Raw genomic sequence first — 20,923 nt, forward strand, 5'->3', positions numbered from 1 at the left:
TATGTTTAAAACCAAGTTTAGACTTACCCCTCCGGTGCAAAAACCAAAAATGAGCGTTCACATCATCATATTGGTGCTCGTTGTTTTGATCTTGATCTGTGCGCCTTATGTCGTTCCTTATGATCCCTATGCGGTAAACTTGGCGATGCGGCTTCTGCCTCCAGGTATGGACCATCTACTGGGAACTGATGATCTCGGTCGAGATCTGTTCTCCCGTTTGCTGCTCGGAGGAAGGAATACGGTAGGAACCAGTCTGATGGTTCTCCTGAGTTCACTCGTGATCGGGATTCCCGCAGGCTTAATGGCCGGGTATGCAGGCGGGTGGCTGGATCGAATCTATAAACGAATTTCGGATGCTTTTCTTGCGTTTCCAGATTTCATCATTGCCATTGTGCTCAGTGGACTGATGGGACCAGGTATCTTCAACCTGATGATTGCCATCGTTTCGGTCAAATGGATTACGTACTCTCGCATCGTTCGCAATAGCGTGATCGCGGAGAAAAATCAGGAGTATATTACCATTGCTCGCCTGAGCGGATTACGCCCTCATCAGATTTTGTGGAAGCATTTACTACCCCATGCGTTGTCTCATGTGATTGTGATCGCTTCGCTGGATATCGGTAAAATCATTCTCATGATTGCCTCGCTCTCCTATATTGGATTGGGGGCACAGCCTCCTGCACCAGAATGGGGGGCGATGCTGAATGAGGGACGGGCATACTTTCATAGCTCACCATATCTGATGATTGCCCCTGGACTCGCGATCATGCTTGTGGTGCTCTGGTCCAACATGCTGGGAGACCGAGTGCGCGATAGGCTGGATGTCAAACGAAGCAGGGAGTGAGAAGGAGATGAGTTTACTCCAAATAAACGGACTTCGGCTTGTGGCCGGAGAGCAGACTCTTATTCACGATATGGATCTGTCCATTAACGATGGCGAGTGGATGACTGTCATTGGGGAGAGTGGCAGCGGAAAAACACTTACAGGCTTGTCTATTGGTCGTTTGCTTCCAAATGGGGTGCGCCATACGGCAGGACAAATCCTGTTTAACGGCCAGTCTTTGTCCGAGCTGCCCGAGAAACAGTTGAATCGGCTGCGCGGCAAAGAAATTGCATATGTATTTCAAGACTATACAGGCGTGTTTAGCCCGTTTCTTCCAATAGGCAAACAACTGGATGAGACGCTTAGGGTTCATTATACATGGGGGAGTCAGGAACGGAAGGAACGAATTGTACAAGCTCTGAATGACGTTTCCTTGCCTGCAAAACGAGTTATTGTTAGTTATCCGTTCCAGCTAAGTGGCGGACAATTGCAGCGGGTATCCATCGCGACGGCGATGCTGCTTGAGCCAAAACTGCTGATTGCGGACGAGCCAACGTCTGCACTGGACTGGGTTACCGGAACAGAAATACTTGATTTGCTCATTCGACTTAAAGAGAAAACAGGCTGCTCCATTTTGTTTATCACCCATGACCTGAAGCTCGCCAGACGCTGCGCGGATCAGATTGTCATTATGCGGGAAGGTCGAATCCTTGAATCGGGTGGTGCTGAGGCCGTGCTGACACAAGCCACACATCCGTACACCCAAAAGCTTCTGGCAGCCGAATTGATGCTATCTTATGCTGAACCTGTCATACGTACGAAGCGAGGTGAATTATCATGAGCGAAGAGGCGGTGCTTACCGTTCAAAACCTGATCAAGAACTATCCTGGACATACAAAGGCGATAGACGGAATTTCCTTCAGCATTCGTTCGGGAGAATGTGTGGGACTGATCGGAGAAAGCGGGAGCGGAAAGAGTACCTTGGCACGCTGTATTTTAATGATGGAGAAGATGGAATCAGGACAAATATGGTTTCAGGGAAGAGAGATGTTGCAACCACGGACTGCTTCCGCCTATCGTGCCCTTCAGGGTCAAGTTCAGGCGGTATTTCAAAATCCTGCATCAAGTCTCAATCCCAGACTACGGATCATCGATTCCTTGATGGAACCGCTGGACACCCTCAAGCATCGAACACCTGTGATTGTTCAGGATTGCAGGCAGGACAGGCTAAAGTGTGCCAAACGGCTGCTGAATATGGTGGAGCTGCCAGAGCATCTCCTGCATCAGTATCCTCATGAGCTCAGTGGAGGACAGAAGCAGCGCGTCGCTATTGCCAGAGCAATAAGCAGCGAGCCATCCCTGATCATCATGGATGAACCCACATCCAGTCTGGATATGATTACACAAGCTCAGATCATTGAGATGCTTATGACACTGCAAAAAAATATCGGATTTGCCTGTTTATTTATTTCACATGATCTGGCTACAATCCAGCGTATATCCGATCGAATTATGGTGATACAGCAGGGACGAATCATCGACCATTTTGCTAAAGAAGCTTTGTATACATTCGAGAGGCATGCGTATACGCAACAGTTAGTTCACAAATACCGATCATGAATCTAAATCATATTCACTTGAATGTTTCATGTTTACCGGGGCAAGGGTCGAGATGATGTCATCACCCGCCGTTTTAGCCAGTAATGCTGTCCAGCTTGTGGATGAGAAAATGTTTTGAGTGACAGTCGCTTCCAATAAGCAAATGACTTTCCCCAGTTTCCAAGCAGCACATATTGTTTATAATTCGACGGATATCTATTCCCATATAAGCTAATAGGAAGTTAAATGGATCATCTAGTTTAAAGAAGGAGACCGCAATTATGGACAAACTTTCCACCTCAAACTCATTTCGTACCGATCAGCCTGTGTTTTGGCAAACAACACTTCAAATTAAGGGGATGTCATGTGCAGCCTGTTCAGCTCGCATTGAAAAAGGATTGTCTCGCATGGAAGGTGTTCAACAGGCTAACGTCAATCTCGCGATGGAGAAGGCAACCATATCCTATGATCCAGCAAATATTGGCGTGAACGATTTTCGGGAGAAAGTGGAGGCCTTGGGATTTGAGACGGTAACCGAATTCGTGGATTTGAACATATCAGGCATGACCTGTGCAGCCTGTTCAGCAAGGATTGAGAAGGGCCTCTCCCGCCTGCCGGGCGTTTCTCGCGCCAATGTGAACCTGGCGCTGGAAACTGGCCATATTGAATATTTCGCCGGAACATTAAAAGGCTCGGATGTAATACACAAGATCAGACAATTGGGCTATAGTGCACAGATCAAGGCGACGGAAGAAGAAATAATCTCTATGAGAGAACAGGAATTGGAGCGAAAAAAATGGAACTGGATCCTGTCCGCCATCCTCTCTTTCCCGTTATTATGGGCGATGGTAGGGCACTTTTCCTTCACTTCCTGGATCTGGGTGCCTGATGTATTTATGAATCCATTATTTCAATGGGTGCTCGCTACACCCGTGCAATTCATCCTGGGTCGTCAGTTTTACATCGGTGCGTATAAGGCATTGAAAAACAGAAGTGCCAATATGGACGTACTGGTCGCCCTTGGAACAAGTATGGCTTATCTCTATAGTCTCTACTTGACATCATTGACCAGCACAGGTGGTTTATCCGGTCACAATCATGGAGGCAGCGCAATTGTAGCCGATGCTGCGAGTGTCGCGTCACAAGCTCCTGTTGATTTTTATTTTGAAACCAGTGCCGTGCTGATCACTCTCATTCTGCTGGGAAAATGGCTGGAAGCTCTGGCCAAGGGACGTTCCACCCAATCCATCAAAAGTCTGATGGAGATGGTTCCGCGAAGCGCAAGGGTGATTCGGGATGGTCAGGAAATGACGCTTGTTCCTGACTACGTGCTGACTAACGATATTGTCATTGTCAAGCCAGGCGAAAAAATACCGGTCGACGGCATCGTGGAGGAGGGAGTTTCTTCCGTTGATGAATCGATGCTGAGCGGCGAAAGCCTCCCGGTTGACAAGAAACCGGGTGACTCTGTTACAGGAGCTACATTGAATAAAAACGGCATACTGCGCTTGAGGGCAACACGTGTAGGTGCAGATAGCGCACTGTCGCAAATTATTAAAATTGTCGAACAGGCGCAAGGCTCCAAGGCGCCCATACAACGGATTGCCGATGTGATTTCAGGTATTTTTGTACCCATTGTAGTCAGCCTTGCAGCCGTTACGTTTCTATTCTGGTATTTGCTGATTAGTCCTAATGACTTCGGCGGTGCTCTGGAGAAGGCGATTGCGGTACTGGTCATCGCTTGTCCTTGCGCTCTGGGGCTAGCCACTCCGACCTCCATTATGGCGGGTTCCGGGCGGGCAGCCGAGTACGGCATTTTGTTCAAAGGCGGAGAATATTTGGAATCTGCTAAGCATATTCAGACGGTCGTTCTGGACAAAACAGGAACAGTGACCAACGGAAAGCCGGTTCTGACAGATGTTAAACCAGCTCCGAACTGGACGAAGATAGAGCTTCTGAACCGGGTAGGTGCTGTAGAGCAAAGCTCCGAACATCCACTGGCTGAAGCGATTGTCGAAGGGCTCAAAGCAACAGGTTTGAACCACTTTCCGAAGTCAGAGCACTTCAAGAACATGCCAGGTTATGGGGTACAAGCAACTGTACAGGGACAAGAAGTTCTCATTGGTACACGACGATTGCTTGCAGATCAACAAGTTCAGGTTCCCCAAGAAACGCTGCTTCAAATGTCCGGGCTGGAAGAGCAGGGGAAGACCACGATGCTCATCGCTGTAGATGGACAATGGGCAGGAATGGTCGCTGTTGCAGATACGATCAAAGACACGTCAAGACAAGCCATCAGCCGGCTTCAAGCTATGGGCATTAATGTAATCATGATGACAGGAGACAACGAGCGCACAGCGCGATCGGTGGCTGAGCAGGCTGGCATCTTGAACGTACTGGCTGAAGTGCTGCCAGAGCGTAAAGCGGCAGAAATACAGAAGCTTCAGGAACGCGGCCAGAAGGTGGCTATGGTAGGGGATGGGATTAATGACGCTCCTGCTCTGGCTGTTGCCGATATCGGCATGGCCATTGGAACCGGAACAGATGTTGCCGTGGAAGCTGCGGATGTCACGCTGATGCGTGGGGATTTGAACAGCATAGCAGATGCCATTGAACTTAGTCGAAGAACCATGCTTAATATCAAGCAAAACCTGTTCTGGGCGCTGGCGTATAATGTCATTGGCATTCCAATTGCAGCCCTGGGTTTCTTAGCCCCTTGGCTGGCCGGTGCCGCAATGGCTTTCAGTTCCGTTTCAGTAGTACTGAATTCCTTGCGTCTTCAAAAAATGAAGCTGTAACTACCCTTAGAATGGAATCGGTAAGCAAATATCAAATCATAGACGCCAAATCAATCTAAAAACGGAAAAGCTCCTTATTAAAAGGGCTTTTCCGTTTTTTATGACTATACGAGCAGATGTTTTCGACGAACAATTAAAATCCTGATCAGTTTATCCTGCAGTCGTTACGTTTGTATTTTTATGTTTAGTAGAGTAATAAATCATCGTTTCTACAATAAATATGATGAGCACTGATAGACCGAAGAGGGGCATCAGAATGCCTAGAACGAGCAGCGTGAGCATCGCACCAATAGACCATGGTTTATTGATTCTCTTCGGTCGATTGAAATCACCGGGTTTGACTCTTTTCATCCAGGATAGGAATCCCATAACGATTGCTGCAAGGAAGGCGAGGCATACCATCAAGTTGAGAATTTTATTGACTGTCCCGAACAGATGTCCTTCATGAAGCGGAATCCCCCAAGTAAACCACTTTCCAATAATTCCATAATCATCGTAGTTTATTTTGGCAATGAGATTGCCGGAATATTGATCGAAATATGCGGTTGTTTCCTCACGAGGACGTACATCAAGCCCTGTAACACCCGTATTACTCCCTTTGGAAACGGTGAACACACCTTGCTCATTCGATGGGTACACAATAGAAAATGGACGGCTTATATTTTCCTTTTGGGCCTTATAAATGATCGATTTTAGACTTTGCTGGTTTGGATTGTTGATCGCGGCACTAGCCGTAGCGTGATGTTCTGCATGAGCCGTATGATCGGAGGTTGGTTGATCCAGGCTTCTGGTGGCCCATGGAATCTCGTTCACATCTGATTGGGGAGGATTATAACGTAACTCGGTTCTCCCTAAATCCGGATGCTCCTGAGCATACGTGCTAACATGACTGCCCATAAATACCGACCAAGGTATACCTGTCAGTACGATGATAATCAGGGGAAGAGCGGTAATTAAGCCTAGTAAGGCATGAATTTTTTGTAATTTGAATGGTTGTTTTCCTGAATTTTTGGTAAGAAGTTTCTTTTTGAATGTCATATAAATACCTGAAACGATGAGGAATATGGTCCAACAAGCAGTTAATTCGACTAAATAGCGAATAAAAGTACTCTCAGTAAAGAGAGAACTGTGAAAGTTTCTCATGACATTGGCGTAGGTGAATTTTGCATTTTGCTCAGCAACAAACTGATTATTGTGATCCAGAAATATGTAGCGGGTATCTCCCTTGTCGTTGCTGATGGTCACTCTATTATTGTAAGGCTCCTCCATAATACTTATTTTTCCGATATTGTAGTCCGGGTTCTTATCACTTATTTGCTGAACAGCTTCGTCCAAGGTTTGCTTGGTGTTCAAGTTGCTGCTTCCAAAAAATTCACCTTGATAAATGCTGGTTTCGACATTGGTATAAAACAGGTAACCAATGCCAGACAGACTTAATGTTATAAGCAGGGGAGTAATTAACCAGGCAGCATAAAAATGAAGTCTGCGGAATGGATTGAAAGTGTTTTGATTGTTCATATCAGTCTCCTTGTATCTCATATTTTTATGTTTTGTAGACTCAACAGAATCATATTAATCGATAGAGGGAAGGAGTGAAATGGCTCATTCGAGCTATTTTATAGCGCTTTCATAGCAGCCTTACTAGCCTTAACTAGAGCATACGATCTTGATAAAAGTGTACAGATGTATTTTTTCCTCAAGAAAATCTTTAGAAATGAATATCTATCTATAAAGATTGTTATAGTTACCTGGTGCATATGCATATAGATTGGAAAAACCATACATGTAAACGTTTTATATATCTGCTGCGGCAAGAAGAGCTACTCGTTTTGCGGGAATCTCTTGCCCATACTCCGTACATGTGTGGAATCGTTTATGGAGGTGTGTGATGAAGAGGAAGTCTTGGTACACTGTGGTGGTGGCAGGTGTGGTATCTTTATTTGTTTCGGTAAGTGCTTTCGCAAGTTATGTATTCTGGGAACCACTAACTTATTTTAACCCGGAAACATGGCAAAAGGCAGACGGTTATTCCAACGGAGATATGTTTAATTGCACGTGGCGGGCCAACAATGTCAATTTTACGAATGATGGGAAGCTCAAGCTCGGTTTGACAAGCTCTGCGTACAACAAGTTTGATTGCGGGGAGTATCGTTCCACTAATAATTACGCATACGGACTGTATGAAGTCAACATGAAGCCTGCCAAAAATACCGGCATAGTCTCCTCTTTTTTTACGTACACAGGACCTGCTCATGGCACACAATGGGATGAGATTGATATTGAATTCTTGGGAAAAGATACGACCAAAGTGCAGTTTAATTATTTTACAAATGGGGTTGGTGGTCATGAGAAGGTTATTAATCTTGGCTTTGATGCATCACAGGGGTTCCATACCTATGCTTTCGACTGGCAACCAGGGTATATCAAATGGTATGTTGATGGCGTATTGAAGCATACTGCAACCAGCAATATCCCCGTAACACCTGGTAAAATTATGATGAATATATGGAATGGAACCGGGGTGGATGGTTGGTTAGGTCCTTATAACGGTGCCAATCCATTGTATGCAGAATACGATTGGGTTAAATATACGAGTAATTAATAATGCAGAAGCAGCCGCTCACCGGCTGCTTTTTGATGTGAAGAGCAAAAAAAAGGTTCATTTAGATATAGGGGCAGGAGCTGATCTTGATAGGAAGTGTCCCCTTTGAACATTATTTTTTTAAGCCAGCTGCAAAGTAGGGGCCATGAACCGTAATGGTCGTAAGGATACGAGCCATTTCTTGAGGAGATTCTTTCGTGCCATCTTCCAACCATCTTTGAATTATCCCTATGATTGCAGCTCCCATATAAGAAGCTAAATATTGTCCTGGAACAAGGAGGTTTTCTTCCTTTACAAATGCATTAGGATTATTTCCGTATAGTGTTTCCCACATGAAGTCTTTCAATCGGGTTTGAAATGTTAAATCCCCTTTTGGTCCTAACACTGCTTTCATAAATCCACTATTGATTTCTAAATACTCAAATAGCGTAACGGTAAAGGAAAATGGAATTAATGTCTGAGGGTCAGTTTCAAGTGCCGCAATTACACTAGGGTAGCTTTGTTTTGTAAGTTTGGACATGTCAAACATAATTTCCTCTTCACATTTAGTCATCAAATCAAATTTGTCTTGATAGTGCGCATAAAATGTACCTCGATTAATATTCGCCCTGGTTGTTATGTCTTTAACCGTAATTGCTTTGAACCCTTTTTCATTGATTAATTCAACTAACGCATGTCGAATAGATTCTTTTGTCCGTATTACACGTAAATCAAGATTAATATTACGCAAGCAAATTCCTCCTTGAATTTTCCAAACACATGTGCCACTTTTCATTTCTGAAGAGTAAGAGTACCTAATCTTATTTTATAGTTTGAACTGTAATAAACAACAAGCTGTTCGTTATATATTATAACTCTAAATTAGAGAATCATAACGGAAAGAAACACTTACGAATGTTGAAAACACCAAACTTAGATAGTAAAATTCTGCTCAAACGTTGATGACAAAGATGTCAGAAGAACAATTGTATGAGTTCGCTCAGTCCTCATTTCTTCAAATTATGAAGGTATTTCAATAAAGTTGAAGAATACCCTATTAGAGTTAGAATATTGATTTTAAAGGGGATTGAAATGAGTAAACGGCTTACTAAGAATATACCAATATGGTTTCTTTTTGTCGGGATTGTGGTATTTATTCTACTGTGTATTAATTTTGTTGAAATGAATACTCGAATTAATACGCTTGCATTGGTAATTATGAGCATTGCTAATACCATTCGAGTGTGGAAGACTGAACGTCAGTCAGCAATGATATTTCTATTGCTGGGTGTTCTGTGTACTTTTTTTCTTATCAAGTCTTTAATTTTATATTGATCTGAAGAACAGGAAATAGTCATTCATGAGGGGAAATCGAAAAGCCGATAAACACCACAGCTTCTGTGTGTTTATCGGCTTTTCTTAGAGGCCTCGGTATTACAGGGGCTAATATTTTGATCCGACATTCTACAGAGTCTAAGTGGAAGTAAAACAGAGGAATGAAAATATTTTGACATTCTAATTTAAATATCGTAATATTACGATATAACGATTCAGGAGGGATAATTTTGAATACTGAAGCTTTTGATAGCACTAATTTAAAACAGTTCGACGAACCTGCTAATTTACTGAAAGCTCTATCTCATCCGATTCGTCTGTGCATTGTGCGCGGGTTGATGCGAAAAAAGAAATGTAATGTTTCATATATGCAGGAGTGTCTGGACCTTCCCCAATCAACAGTGTCCCAGCATTTGCAGAAGCTACGCAGTGCAGGTATTGTTACGACCGAGCGCAATGGCCTTGAAGTAAATTATGTGCTTGCCGACCAACGGATTGAACAGATGATACCTATTTTGTTTGGAGAGGAAGATTGTGAATCATGAGTAAAAAAGTACTGATTGTGGGCGGAGTAGCGGGTGGTGCATCAGCAGCTGCCCGTCTGCGTCGACTGGATGAACATGCCGAAATTATCATATTTGAAAAAGGACCCTATATATCGTTTGCCAATTGTGGCTTACCTTATTATATTGGTGGCTCGATCGAGGATCGAGAGCGTTTGCTGGTACAAACGCCTAAAGGTATGGCAGATCGCTTTAATATTGATGTGCGTACACGAAGCGAGGTCGTCGCTATTGATCCGCATACACGGACAGTTCAGGTACAAAGCCAGGAGCGCGGTCAATATGAAGAAAGCTATGACGAATTGATTTTGTCACCAGGTGCCAAGCCAATCATTCCCGATCTGCCGGGTAAGGATAATCCACTGATTTATACAGTGCGAAGCATTCCAGATATTGATCGTATCAAGGAACAAATAAGTTCTTCTAACAACCAATCATCTATTGTTATAGGTGGAGGATTTATTGGTGTTGAAATGGCGGAAAATTTAAAGGAAGCCGGATTGGATGTAACGTTGATAGAGGGTAATGGTCAACTGCTCACCCCATTTGATGCTGAACTGGCAGCAGCCTTGGCACAGGAAATGGAGCAAAACGGGGTGAAGCTGCTGTTTTCCCAGCGTGTACAGGGCTTTCATTCACTTGAGCATGGCATTGGTGTTGAGCTTGCTGATGGTCATGTTCTGACAGCTGACCTGGTTATTCTTGCGATAGGAGTAACTCCAGATACAGCTTTTCTAAGAAATAGTGGAGTTTCCCTGGGAACTCGTGGACATATTATGGTCAACGAAGCGCTCGAAAGCAGCGTGCCACATATCTATGCTGTTGGCGATGCCATCGAAGTAACTGAAACCATTCATGGCACAAAGACAGCTATTCCGCTTGCTGGACCTGCCAACAAACAGGGACGCATTGTGGCAGATCGAATTGCCGGACTAAGTTCCATCTACAAAGGAACCCAAGGGACAGCCATTATTAAAGTGTTTGGAATGACCGGAGCAGCTACAGGCAGTAATGAGAAAACACTAAAGCGTCTTGGCATCGATTATCGAACAGTAATTGTGCATCCTGCTTCTCATGCATCGTATTATCCGGGTTCCAGTGCGATTAGTCTTAAACTGCTGTTTACACCCGCAGGTAAAATTTTAGGCGCACAAGCAGTTGGTTATGAAGGCGTAGATAAGCGGATAGATGACATTGCTGTAGCCATTCATTTTGGGGGTCACATCAGTGATTTGACAGAGCTTGAGTTGAGCTACGCGCCACCGTATTCCTCTGCGAAAGATCCAGTTAATATGGCTGGCTATGCGGCTGAAAATATTACGGCTGGACGTGTTGAAACGTTCACCTATGATCAGCTATCTGAACGCCAGCCGGAGCAGTCGATATTGCTGGATGTCCGCAGTGAGCTGGAGCATCGCAATGGGAATATTCCGGGTTCCATAAATATTTCAGTGGATGAGCTTCGTCAGCGGTTAGATGAATTAGACTCAACCAAAGTTATCTGGGTATACTGCCAGGTTGGTCTGCGTGGATATACAGCATCGCAAATTTTGCGTCAGCATGGCTTTAATGTGAAAAATTTGAGTGGAGGATATAAAACATACCGCCAAGCACAATTTAAGCCCGCTCCAATTTCTACTGGAAAGGAAGAGAATAATGACGGACAGGATCAGAACAACACTCCGAAACATGCTGTAAAGGAAACAGAGCTTTCCAATCCAATCTCTGCAGAACCGCAGCGTATTGATAACGAGTTGAACGTGTGCGGTTTAAGTTGTCCCGGTCCGCTGATACAACTTAAGCAGAAAATGGATCAACTATCGAATGGAGAGACCCTGCGGGTGAAAGCTTCCGATCCAGGATTTTATGAAGATGTGAAAGCATGGGCAACGATGTCTGGCTCCTCACTTCTGCACTTGGAACGATCCAAAGGCGGTACTATTGAAGCTGTAATTGCCAAAAATACTGTGCAGACCGCATCTTCAGCTATGGAAACTCCTAAAGAGGAGCCTGCCAGCACAATGGTTGTCTTCAGTGGTGATCTGGATAAAGCGATTGCTTCTCTGATTATTGCAAATGGGGCAGCAGCAAGTGGACGTAAAGTAACCATGTTCTTCACATTCTGGGGATTGAATATTATCCGTAAGCATCAACCGCAGCCTGTATCCAAAACAAGGATTGGCCGTATGTTTGACATGATGTTACCGCGCGGCAGCCACAAGCTAGGCATGTCCAAAATGAATATGCTTGGAGTTGGCCCAAAGATTATTCGAGGCATTATGAAGAATAATAATGTTGCTTCTCTGGAAGAACTGATGCAGAGCGCTACTGCGCAGGGAGTTGAGTTTGTCGCGTGCCAGATGTCCATGGATTTAATGGGAATTCAGCGTGAAGAATTAATGGATTCGGTTAACATTGGTGGGGTGGGTTACTATCTCGGGCAGGCAGCTCATGCAAATCATAATCTATTTATTTAAAACGGATTTTTTCATACCAAACATTTGTTCAGTGACATGTGTTATCTTAAAAAGATAAAAAGCGAAAGCCCCTTCAGAAACGTAGGGGCTTTATTTCGTTTTACAATTATCGTTCGACGAAACGTAATGCATTTAGCTTATGGGAAACGATAGCTCAATAAAAAACCAAAAAGGCAAACGATCAAACGTGATCGAATGCCTTTTTTGGTTGAACGTTTAATTAGATGAAATTCAAAAGCTATGTCTTTAGGACACGGCTTATCTTAATAATTTTCTCCTCGATAATAGCGTTCCAGTTTGTGATCCAGATGAACGAGCTGTGCTTTTTTCTCCTCGATATCTTCCAGCAGCTTTTGCCTTTGATCTTGAATCAGTTTGGTTCTTTCCGGCAGGGTGGAGATTCCTTCATTTACCTTGTCATAGTACGTTTTGATGTCCTCCACACTCATCCCGGTTTCGCGAAGACATTTGATAAAAACCAGCCAATTCAGATCATCTTCCGTGTAAAGACGGTTATTCTGCTTACTTCGCGCAGCAGGCTTCAATAGGCCCTTTCTTTCGTAAAAACGTATCGCACCGACAGCGATATCGACTTTCTTCGCTACTTCTCCAATCGTTAACATGTTAACCCTCTTTTATCAATAATTATAGTTGACCTACACTTAGTGTAGCATAGTAACTTATACATTGTTAATGAAATCAAATTAGAGAAAAGAGGATTCACATGAAAAAAATCGCTTTTGTAACTGGAGCAAATAAAGGTATCGGATTTGAAATCGTTAAGCAGTTAGGTCAGGCCGGCTGGAAAGTCCTCCTTGGTGCACGCAGCGCCGAACGGGGGGAAGCGGCTGTTTCCGAGTTGATTTCCGAGGGGTTAGACATAGAGTTTGTGCAAATCGATATGAGTGACTTGGAAAGCATCAAAAGGGCGGCCGATACGATTACTAAGGATTATCCTGACTTCAAACTTCTGATCAATAATGCGGGTATGCCTGGTGCTTTCTCGCGTTCATTTACGGATACCAAAGAGGAGGATCTGAGGAACGCTTTCGAAGTCAACTTTTTCGGAACCTTCCGTCTGAACCAGCATTTGTTTCCGTTAATCAAAGATAACGAAGGCACAATCGTTAATGTATCGACCGACATGGCTTCGCTGGATCATATGCAAAATACGGGATTTACTTTAAATGCATTCGACTATAATTCATCCAAAACCGCCAACAACGCCATGACAGTTTCGATGGCATATGAACTCAAAAGCAGCAGGGCTCAAGTATTTGCGGTAACGCCTGGATTCACATCAACAGACCTTAACGGTAATGCCGAAGGCGGTAAATCAAAAGAAGCAGCTGCTGCGATAATCGTGGGTTATGCGACAGATGGCAAACATCATAACGGAGAGTTCTTGGATGAGAAGGGCGTGTACGCCTGGTAATCTACATGTGCAAAACAATGGTATCCAAATGTATTTTGGTTAGAGTAACATTCAAAGGCTAATCAAAGGGGTGAAATGGCGCGAGTTAATTTTGAAGGACAACTACGTGTTAAAACACTTTGTCATTATGTTGTGGTAAAGCTCTATGCTCGTTAAGTAGCAGACATATTAAGCCGGGGCAACCGCTTAGTATGTCTGTTTTTAGGTATTCCTCCAGCTAATTCTTGTTATTTACAAGCCCATGTTTTATATTGACATAATAGCAGGTCAAAAAAAGAGGTGATCGGACGAGATGACTCCACGCACGAAAGAACAAAACGAAGAGATCCGGCTGCGGCGTCTGGCGCAAATCCGTAAAGCCGCTGCCGATGTGTTTTTGAATAAAGGGCCTTTAATGGAAATCCGAGATGTGGCCGCTCAGGCTGGACTCGGGTATGGCACGGTATACCATTATTACAGCAATAAAGGCGATTTGCTCCATGATCTCCTATGGGACGCATTGGAGCGGGCCGAGGGATGGCCAGATGCCCCGCGCGATTCGGCTTTGGGCGAGGAGCCAGCGAGTGCGCCCTTCGCCTTGGGTGCTGCCGTGCACACCGGGAATGCGAATGAGACGAATTCCAGCCGGGAAAGCCACGAAACGACCGCTTCCGCAGAACTTGGCCCCGTCGCGGAAGCCAGCGTCCAGTTGCTGCAGCTTTGGGCGGAGGACCACGCTCTATACTTGCTGTATAAACTGGCTGCTGAGGGTTTTTCCTCGCTACCTGAAGCTCGATCAGCCACACTCTTGGCCGCTTTTCGGCATGAAGTGGTTGCGCCGTTTGCCGCGCTGGTGGACACCGGGCATACGACGGACGGGGATGCCGCTTCCGGCGGAATAGCGGCGGAGCAGCCCTTTGGACTGCAGCGCGCGGAAATGCTGCTGGCCGCCTTGGTTGGCTGCGCCTCGCTATCGATCCGTCGCGAAAAGCTGCACGAGGAGGCAGGGGATATCGTCGGGTTTTTAAAATTATAGGATGCCTAAGGAGTGAATATACAAAAGATGATCATTATAAAATCCCCTAGGGAAATTGAAGAAATGAAGCCGGCGAGCCATATCGTTGCGGACTGCTACCGCGAGGTGACCAAACTAATTGAGCCCGGCATCACCACGCTAGAAATCAATGATTTTGTTGCAAGCCACATCACCAAGCTGGGTGGCAAGCAGTTTACGAAAGGGTATAATGGTTTTCCCGCCGAAACCTGCATTTCGATCAACGATGTGGTGGCCCACGGTATTCCCTCGAACCGGGTTCTTATGGATGGTGACTTGCTGAAACTCGACATCGTCGCGGAATATGGAGGATGGTTTGGCGATTCGTGCATGAGCTATGCGGTAGGCAATATTCGGCCGGAAGTGAAAAAATTAATGAAGGTGACAAAGGAATGCTTGGATCTGGGAATGGCCCGGGCTATACCAGGGGGGCGGCTCGGCGATATAACGTCGGCGATTCAAAAGCATGCGGAAGCACACGGGTATTCGGTCGTACGCGATCTGCTGGCGCACGGGATCGGACGGAGCCTGCACGAGGAGCCGACCTATGAGCATATCGGCGTAGCCGGCAAAGGCATTCGATTAAAAGAAGGCATGGTGTTTACGATTGAACCGATGATCAACGAAGGTACGTTCCGTATCACGATCGACGACGATCAGTGGACGGCGAGAACGGCCGACGGCAAGTTGTCTGCGCAATATGAGCATACGATCGCAATCACGCCGGATGGACCGCTGATTTTAACGGCTCAGTAAGAATAGATGCGAACGGACTGGACGCATTATTTCAGGAAATAATTCGCCAACCTTACTGTCTGGCTTGACGTAAGTTCGTAAAAAGCAAACGACGAAAAAGCTTTGCATTTATATTTCCAGTCGTATCACTTAAATTGATGAATTGACCTATAGCGAATACCGCACAGATGTCCCATTCGCACAGGCAAGCAGTCCACTTATCGCGTAAACTGAAGTAGATTCAGTAGAGCGAGGTGAAATTCAATGGCTAAAACCAACGAAATACGCCTAAAGGCAAAGCGGTATAAGGCCCGGCCCGTCTGCGTGACTCTTCATAGTGGTGAAACGTATATCGGTTACATTTCTGACGTGAATAGCGGAGGCGTGGTGCTTACCGGGGGAGGAAAAATATCGCGGACGGCGACCACAGGGGACAGTTCCCAGCGTTCCAAGCAAAAGGTTGCACCCAGCAAGAGCGGTCGTTCTCAGAACCGGAAACGGGTGAATGGTACGCGCAAGCCGTCTACCCGTTCGCGCACAGTGTCGCGTGCGCAGGTTTCGTCCTTTCTACCGATGATGGGTTCGCTGTTTGGCGGGCTTGGCGGTGCGGCTTCGGCTGGCGGTATGCTTAGCGGCGGAATGCGGATATTCGGCATGATCCAGCAATTCATGCCGGTCATGAAAATGGGCTACGGCATGATCAAATCCATTCATCCGTTTATGGGCGCCGTCAAAGGTCTGATGGCTCCACCTAGTCAGGCCGAAGAGGAAGAGGCCTAATTCGAAATTCAGCCCCTTTGATGTAAGGGGCTTTTCTTTTTTAGTATCAATGTGATATTGATAAAACAAGCTTTTTAAAAAAAGTTGCGAAGCTTTGACCATTTGGATATGATTATCTAATTGGTTGTTTCAGCTTATACATTTAATTGATGATGAAAGATAGTGAGGTAGGAAAAATGATTGCAAAAACAGAAGAAGACTTTAATGGTTTGAAGGAAATTGGCAGAATTGTTGCCTTTATCAGAGATGAATTGGTACAAAGAACAGTTCCTGGCATAACGACGAAGGAACTTGATGATATAGCTGGAGAGCTTTTTGAGAAAGAAGGCGCAGTCTCAGCTCCAAAAAGTGCATATAATTTTCCTGGCTATACTTGCATTAGTGTCAATGAAGAAGTGGCACATGGTATCCCGGGGCAACGGGTTATTCAAGAAGGAGATTTAGTCAATATAGATGTCTCTGGCTCGAAGAACAGTTATTTCGCTGATACAGGAATCTCGTTTGTAGTAGGCGAAGGAGACGAAGTATTAACGAAAATATGCGATGTTGCTAAATTAGCATTTGAAGCAGGTCTTAAGAAAGCAAAACCTGGTTCCAAAAAAAGCGGCATCGGAAAAGCGGTATTCCTAACAGCAAAACAGCATGGATTAACCGTTATTAAAAACCTTACAGGACATGGTGTTGGACGTAACATACACGAAGCACCTGACCATATTTATAATTATAACGATACATCGGATGATGAGTTATTAAAAGAAGGCATGGTTATTGCATTCGAACCATTTATCTCAACTTTAGAAGAACAAGTGTATCAAAAAGAAGACGAATGGACCTTTGCTACAGAAAAAAGCTATGTAGCTCAAGTGGAACATACGATTATCCTTACTAAAAATGGTCCGATCATTGTCACACAATAATATCAAGAGCATTGTCTAAGGTCGATTTCCCAACTGGGAAATCGGCTTTTTTTTGATGCCCCTTAACCAAACGGATCGAGGAAGGAGGGAATGAGCTATATGGAATGATGTACAATAATAATATGGAGGAACAAAAACTACAATTGCTAAATTGTGATGAGGAGCGGGTGGAGTTTGGACAGAACAGTCATACTGGAGCGTCTTCAATCACAGCTGTGCGAGGGAAATCACATCATCGGTGTCTCAACAGGCACGGGGATTACAGCGAAGTATGCAGCTCAGAGTGGAGCGGATTTTATATTAATGCTGAACTCCGGTAAGTTTCGCCAGATGGGGAGAAGCTCTCTAGCCGGCTTTTTGCCGTTTTGCAACAGTAATGATATGGTGATGGATTTTGCGTCAAGAGAAATTGTGCCGCTGGTGAGGCATTCTCCCGTACTCTTTGGACTGAATGCGAATGATCCAACCATAGAAATGGCTGATTATATAGAGGAAATCAAGAGGAGAGGGTTTTCAGGAGTCAACAACTATCCTACGGTCGGCTTGATCGACGGATTATTCAGAGAGGCTCTGGAGGAAGTGGGGATTCGTTATGACGTCGAGGTTGAGGCCATACGCCTGGCCCATCGACAGGATTTGTTTACGGTGGCGTTCGTATTTGATGAGCTTCAGGCTGCCCAGATGATTGAAGCGGGGGCAGATGTAATCTGTGCTCATCTTGGCCTGACCGAAGGCGGGTTATTGGGTGCACGGAAGGTTGTATCCTTGGAGGCCGCCAAATCAAAGGCACTGCGTATTTTTGATACCTGCAATCAGCTTAAGCCGGATTTGATCAAGATGATTTATGGCGGTCCGGTAAAGACGCCTGTCGATGTCCAGTACATGTATAGCGACAACACAGACATTATGGGCTATATTGGCGGGTCTGCATTTGAACGAATTCCTTCCGAGAAGTCGATTACGGCAATTACACGCGATTTTAAACGCCTGGGTAAACTGGATGAGGACGATTTTATGGTCAAAATGCTGAAAGGCATTACCCAGCATTATGATTACGTTGAGTTTGTCAAAGAGTATGTGGCGCAAAACTACAGCAGTGAAATTGTTTTTTCGGATCTGGCCAAGGTTGCTCATGTTTCCCGCAGCTATTTGAGCAGTTTGTTTAAAAAGGAGGTTGGCTGCAGCTTTCAGACCTATCTGGTGAGCTTCCGCATCAATAAAGCCGTCACGCTTCTTCATGCGCCGCAGCTTCAATTATCCGAGGTGGCCGGTATGGTTGGGTATCCCAATTACGCACAATTCAGCAAAATGTTTAAAAAGCTTAAGGGCTGCTCTCCCAAAAAGTACAGATCTAACCTAAACACAAAAACATAGAACTTAAAAGCGTTTTCATAAATAAACAGGACCAGTATGATGAAGCTATAACGATCGTACTGGTTTTTCTGTTAGCAAAAAAATCAGCGTGCTACCTGCGATCGAGCTTGGTTTCTAAAGAGTCATACGAGGAGGCCGTGGAATGAAGACCGTCGCAATCATTGGAACATTTGATACAAAGGGTGATGAATACCTTTACATCAAGAGCATTGCAGAGGAGGTTGGGTTGGGGACATTGATGATTCATACAGGTGTATTCGAACCGTCCTTTGTTCCGGATGTGTCCAATCGGGAAGTCGCCCACGCCGCAGGCAGGGTCATAGAAGAACTTGCGGCAAAGAAGGATCGGGCTTTGGCTACAGAGGTTTTGTCCATAGGCTTGAAGAAGCTGGTGCCACAGTTGTACAAACAAGGTAAATTTGACGGAATCATTTCCTTTGGTGGCACTGGCGGAACCTCACTGGTCACACCTGCCATGAGAGCTCTGCCGATTGGTGTCCCTAAGGTGATGGTATCGACCGTTGCTTCTGGAAACACAGCTCCATACGTAGGCACGAGTGATATTGTCATGATTCCGTCTGTGGTGGATGTAGCCGGATTGAACTCCATTTCTACGAAAATATTTACAAATGCATTATTTGCGATGGCGGGCATGCTCAAGTTTGAGCATACGCACAAACCGGATAAGAAGCCGCTGGTTGCAGCCACGATGTTCGGAGTGACAACACCATGTGTGACAGCGGCAAGAAAATATTTGGAGGAGCGGGGTTACGAGGTGCTTGTATTCCACGCTACGGGCATCGGAGGGCAGTCGATGGAGGCGTTGATTGAAGCAGGCTTTATTGAAGGGGTATTGGACTTGACGACGACGGAGTGGGCGGATGAAATCATCGGCGGTGTCTTGACTGCGGGGCCGAATCGCTTAGAGGCTGCAGGCCACAATCGCATTCCGCAGGTAGTCTCGGTAGGCGCCTTGGATATGTGCAATTTTGGGCCGAGCGATACGGTTCCTGAGAAATTCAAGGATCATACCTTTTATCAGCATAATCCGACGGTAACCCTGATGAGAACCACAGTGGAAGAGAATGAGCAGATCGGCAGGAAACTTGCGGAGAAGTTGAACATGGCAAAGGAACGCACCGTGCTAATGCTGCCGCTTAGAGGCGTATCCGCAATTGATGTGGAGGGGGAGTCTTTCTACGGACCGGAGGAGGACCGGATGTTGTTTGATACCCTGCGTCAGCATGTCGATCGCTCCATTGTTGAAGTGATTGAAATGGATTGCGCCATCAACGATCCAGCCTTTGCTGAGGCCGCAGCACAACAGCTGATCGCTCTCATGACATCAAATTCTTAATGAATTCAATAAGGAGGATATACGAAATGAATAAGCTGAACAGATCAGATATTATGGACAAATTCAGGGAAGAGGTAAAGCAGGGTAAAATTCTACTAGGTGTCGGGGCAGGTACAGGCATTACGGCCAAGAGCAGTGAAGCAGGCGGAGCAGATATGTTGATCGTATACAATTCCGGCCGGTATAGAATGGCAGGCCGTGGCTCGCTGGCGGGCTTGCTCTCCTATGGAGATGCCAATCAAATCGTCGTTGAGATGGGTGCCGAGGTGCTGCCCGTCGTCAAGCATACACCTGTTCTGGCAGGGGTATGCGGTACCGACCCTTTTCGAATAATGGAGGTATACCTGAAGCAACTGAAAGAGCAGGGCTTCAGCGGAGTTCAAAATTTCCCAACCGTTGGTTTGATCGATGGGGTGTTCAGACAAAACCTGGAGGAAACCGGTATGGGGTACGACCTGGAGGTTGAAATGATCCGTGTCGCCCATGAATTGGATTTGCTGACGACGCCGTATGTTTTTGATCCTGCTCAGGCAAAAGCTATGGCGGAGGCGGGGGCTGACATTTTGGTTGCGCACATGGGGTTGACGACCAAGGGCTCCATTGGTGCAAAAACAGCGCTGACCCTGGACGACTGTGTACAACGAATTGAAGCTATTATTGAAGCAGGGCGGGCTGTGAACCCGGAGATCATGATTATTTGCCACGGTGGACCCATTGCAGAGCCGGAGGATGCGGCCTATGTCATTGAGAGAACGAAGGACATCGATGGATTCTTCGGCGCATCCAGCATCGAGCGCTTTGCGGCAGAGAAAGGCATTACACAGCAGACGGAGTCCTTCAAGTCGATCCGGAAATAGCATCAGCAGCAGTCTGTATGCAAAACAGGGGTTGCCGAATGTTCTACATGATCGGGAACCCGTATTCTATGTCAACCTACACGTAAAATATAACCCCCTACTAGAGCAAAACGATAAATTGCTCTAGTAGGGGATTTTTTTTTTAGCCGAATCCAGTAGCAACAAGCCAACTCCAAATTCCTTTTTTAAATAAATGATTTGACTTACAGTTAACTCTATGTCTTATACTCCGAAGAGGAAGAAAAATAAGTGGTTTTTC

At 45.4% G+C, this 20,923-nt stretch carries 18 protein-coding genes; 15 read left to right on the forward strand and 3 right to left on the reverse strand.

From position 1 onward, the window contains the following. Position 1: 1 nt before the first annotated feature. The 4 genes from nikC to BMW94_RS05425 all read left to right on the forward strand — a co-directional run bounded on the left by nikC (position 2) and on the right by BMW94_RS05425 (position 5,220). Complete coding sequence (nikC, locus tag BMW94_RS05410; RefSeq protein ID WP_090995420.1) at positions 2 to 844, forward strand: nickel transporter permease; 843 nt, start codon at positions 2 to 4, stop codon at positions 842 to 844. Between the two features lie 7 nt (positions 845 to 851). Next, the gene (locus BMW94_RS05415) at positions 852 to 1,664 is read left to right on the forward strand and encodes an ABC transporter ATP-binding protein (RefSeq protein ID WP_090995423.1); all 813 of its coding nucleotides are present in this window, start codon (positions 852 to 854) and stop codon (positions 1,662 to 1,664) included. Continuing rightward, a complete protein-coding gene (locus BMW94_RS05420; RefSeq protein WP_090995426.1) occupies positions 1,661 to 2,443 on the forward strand; it encodes an ABC transporter ATP-binding protein in 783 nt (260 codons plus the stop codon). Before BMW94_RS05415 ends, BMW94_RS05420 begins: the two co-directional genes overlap by 4 nt. Positions 2,444 to 2,703: 260 nt before the next feature. Next, on the forward strand, positions 2,704 to 5,220 hold the full coding sequence (locus tag BMW94_RS05425) for a heavy metal translocating P-type ATPase (protein WP_090995429.1): 2,517 nt from the start codon (positions 2,704 to 2,706) through the stop codon (positions 5,218 to 5,220). A 150-nt stretch (positions 5,221 to 5,370) separates the two neighbouring features. Here the strand turns inward: BMW94_RS05425 and BMW94_RS05430 are convergent, their stop codons facing one another. Next, on the reverse strand, positions 5,371 to 6,738 hold the full coding sequence (locus BMW94_RS05430; protein ID WP_090995431.1) for a PepSY-associated TM helix domain-containing protein: 1,368 nt from the start codon (positions 6,736 to 6,738) through the stop codon (positions 5,371 to 5,373). A gap of 370 nt (positions 6,739 to 7,108) precedes the next feature. Here BMW94_RS05430 and BMW94_RS05435 point away from each other — a divergent pair, with 370 nt between their 5' ends. Continuing rightward, the gene (locus BMW94_RS05435) at positions 7,109 to 7,822 is read left to right on the forward strand and encodes a beta-glucanase (RefSeq protein ID WP_090995434.1); all 714 of its coding nucleotides are present in this window, start codon (positions 7,109 to 7,111) and stop codon (positions 7,820 to 7,822) included. 112 nt (positions 7,823 to 7,934) lie between these two features. Here the strand turns inward: BMW94_RS05435 and BMW94_RS05440 are convergent, their stop codons facing one another. Next, the gene (locus BMW94_RS05440; RefSeq protein ID WP_090995437.1) at positions 7,935 to 8,552 is read right to left on the reverse strand and encodes a TetR/AcrR family transcriptional regulator; all 618 of its coding nucleotides are present in this window, start codon (positions 8,550 to 8,552) and stop codon (positions 7,935 to 7,937) included. Between the two features lie 814 nt (positions 8,553 to 9,366). Between BMW94_RS05440 and BMW94_RS05450 the strand changes: the two genes are divergently transcribed. Next, positions 9,367 to 9,681, forward strand: a complete 315-nt coding sequence (locus BMW94_RS05450) for an ArsR/SmtB family transcription factor (protein ID WP_064637503.1) — start codon at positions 9,367 to 9,369, stop codon at positions 9,679 to 9,681. Continuing rightward, positions 9,678 to 12,176, forward strand: a complete 2,499-nt coding sequence (locus BMW94_RS05455; RefSeq protein WP_090995443.1) for an FAD-dependent oxidoreductase — start codon at positions 9,678 to 9,680, stop codon at positions 12,174 to 12,176. Before BMW94_RS05450 ends, BMW94_RS05455 begins: the two co-directional genes overlap by 4 nt. A 263-nt stretch (positions 12,177 to 12,439) precedes the next feature. On the opposite strand, the gene BMW94_RS05460 is transcribed toward BMW94_RS05455, so the two are convergent. Next, positions 12,440 to 12,799 carry a MerR family transcriptional regulator gene (locus BMW94_RS05460; protein ID WP_090995446.1) on the reverse strand — a complete coding sequence of 120 codons (360 nt, stop codon included), beginning with the start codon at positions 12,797 to 12,799 and terminating at the stop codon, positions 12,440 to 12,442. A 101-nt stretch (positions 12,800 to 12,900) separates the two neighbouring features. Here BMW94_RS05460 and BMW94_RS05465 point away from each other — a divergent pair, with 101 nt between their 5' ends. From BMW94_RS05465 to BMW94_RS05500, 8 genes are all read left to right on the forward strand, one after another. Beyond that, positions 12,901 to 13,611: an SDR family NAD(P)-dependent oxidoreductase gene (locus BMW94_RS05465; protein WP_090995449.1), complete on the forward strand. Its 711-nt coding sequence runs from the start codon at positions 12,901 to 12,903 to the stop codon at positions 13,609 to 13,611. Positions 13,612 to 13,903: 292 nt separating this feature from the next. Further along, entirely contained in the window at positions 13,904 to 14,626 is a 723-nt protein-coding gene (locus BMW94_RS05470) for a TetR/AcrR family transcriptional regulator (RefSeq protein ID WP_090995452.1), read from the forward strand. A 27-nt stretch (positions 14,627 to 14,653) separates the two neighbouring features. Then, a complete protein-coding gene (gene map, locus BMW94_RS05475; protein WP_090995454.1) occupies positions 14,654 to 15,400 on the forward strand; it encodes a type I methionyl aminopeptidase in 747 nt (248 codons plus the stop codon). Positions 15,401 to 15,643: 243 nt separating this feature from the next. Next, entirely contained in the window at positions 15,644 to 16,159 is a 516-nt protein-coding gene (locus BMW94_RS05480; protein WP_090995457.1) for a hypothetical protein, read from the forward strand. 176 nt (positions 16,160 to 16,335) lie between these two features. Continuing rightward, positions 16,336 to 17,076, forward strand: a complete 741-nt coding sequence (gene map / locus BMW94_RS05485; RefSeq protein ID WP_090995460.1) for a type I methionyl aminopeptidase — start codon at positions 16,336 to 16,338, stop codon at positions 17,074 to 17,076. 174 nt (positions 17,077 to 17,250) lie between these two features. Then, positions 17,251 to 18,450 carry a phosphoenolpyruvate hydrolase family protein gene (locus BMW94_RS05490; protein ID WP_254790129.1) on the forward strand — a complete coding sequence of 400 codons (1,200 nt, stop codon included), beginning with the start codon at positions 17,251 to 17,253 and terminating at the stop codon, positions 18,448 to 18,450. Between the two features lie 142 nt (positions 18,451 to 18,592). Continuing rightward, positions 18,593 to 19,807, forward strand: coding sequence for a Tm-1-like ATP-binding domain-containing protein (locus BMW94_RS05495; RefSeq protein WP_090995467.1), 1,215 nt, complete (start codon positions 18,593 to 18,595; stop codon positions 19,805 to 19,807). 26 nt (positions 19,808 to 19,833) lie between these two features. Further along, complete coding sequence (locus BMW94_RS05500) at positions 19,834 to 20,664, forward strand: phosphoenolpyruvate hydrolase family protein (protein ID WP_090995471.1); 831 nt, start codon at positions 19,834 to 19,836, stop codon at positions 20,662 to 20,664. Positions 20,665 to 20,923: the final 259 nt, after the last annotated feature.

The sequence above is a fragment of the Paenibacillus sp. OK003 genome (genome assembly GCF_900109515.1).
GTDB classification, from domain to species: Bacteria; Bacillota; Bacilli; order Paenibacillales; family Paenibacillaceae; genus Paenibacillus; species Paenibacillus marchantiae.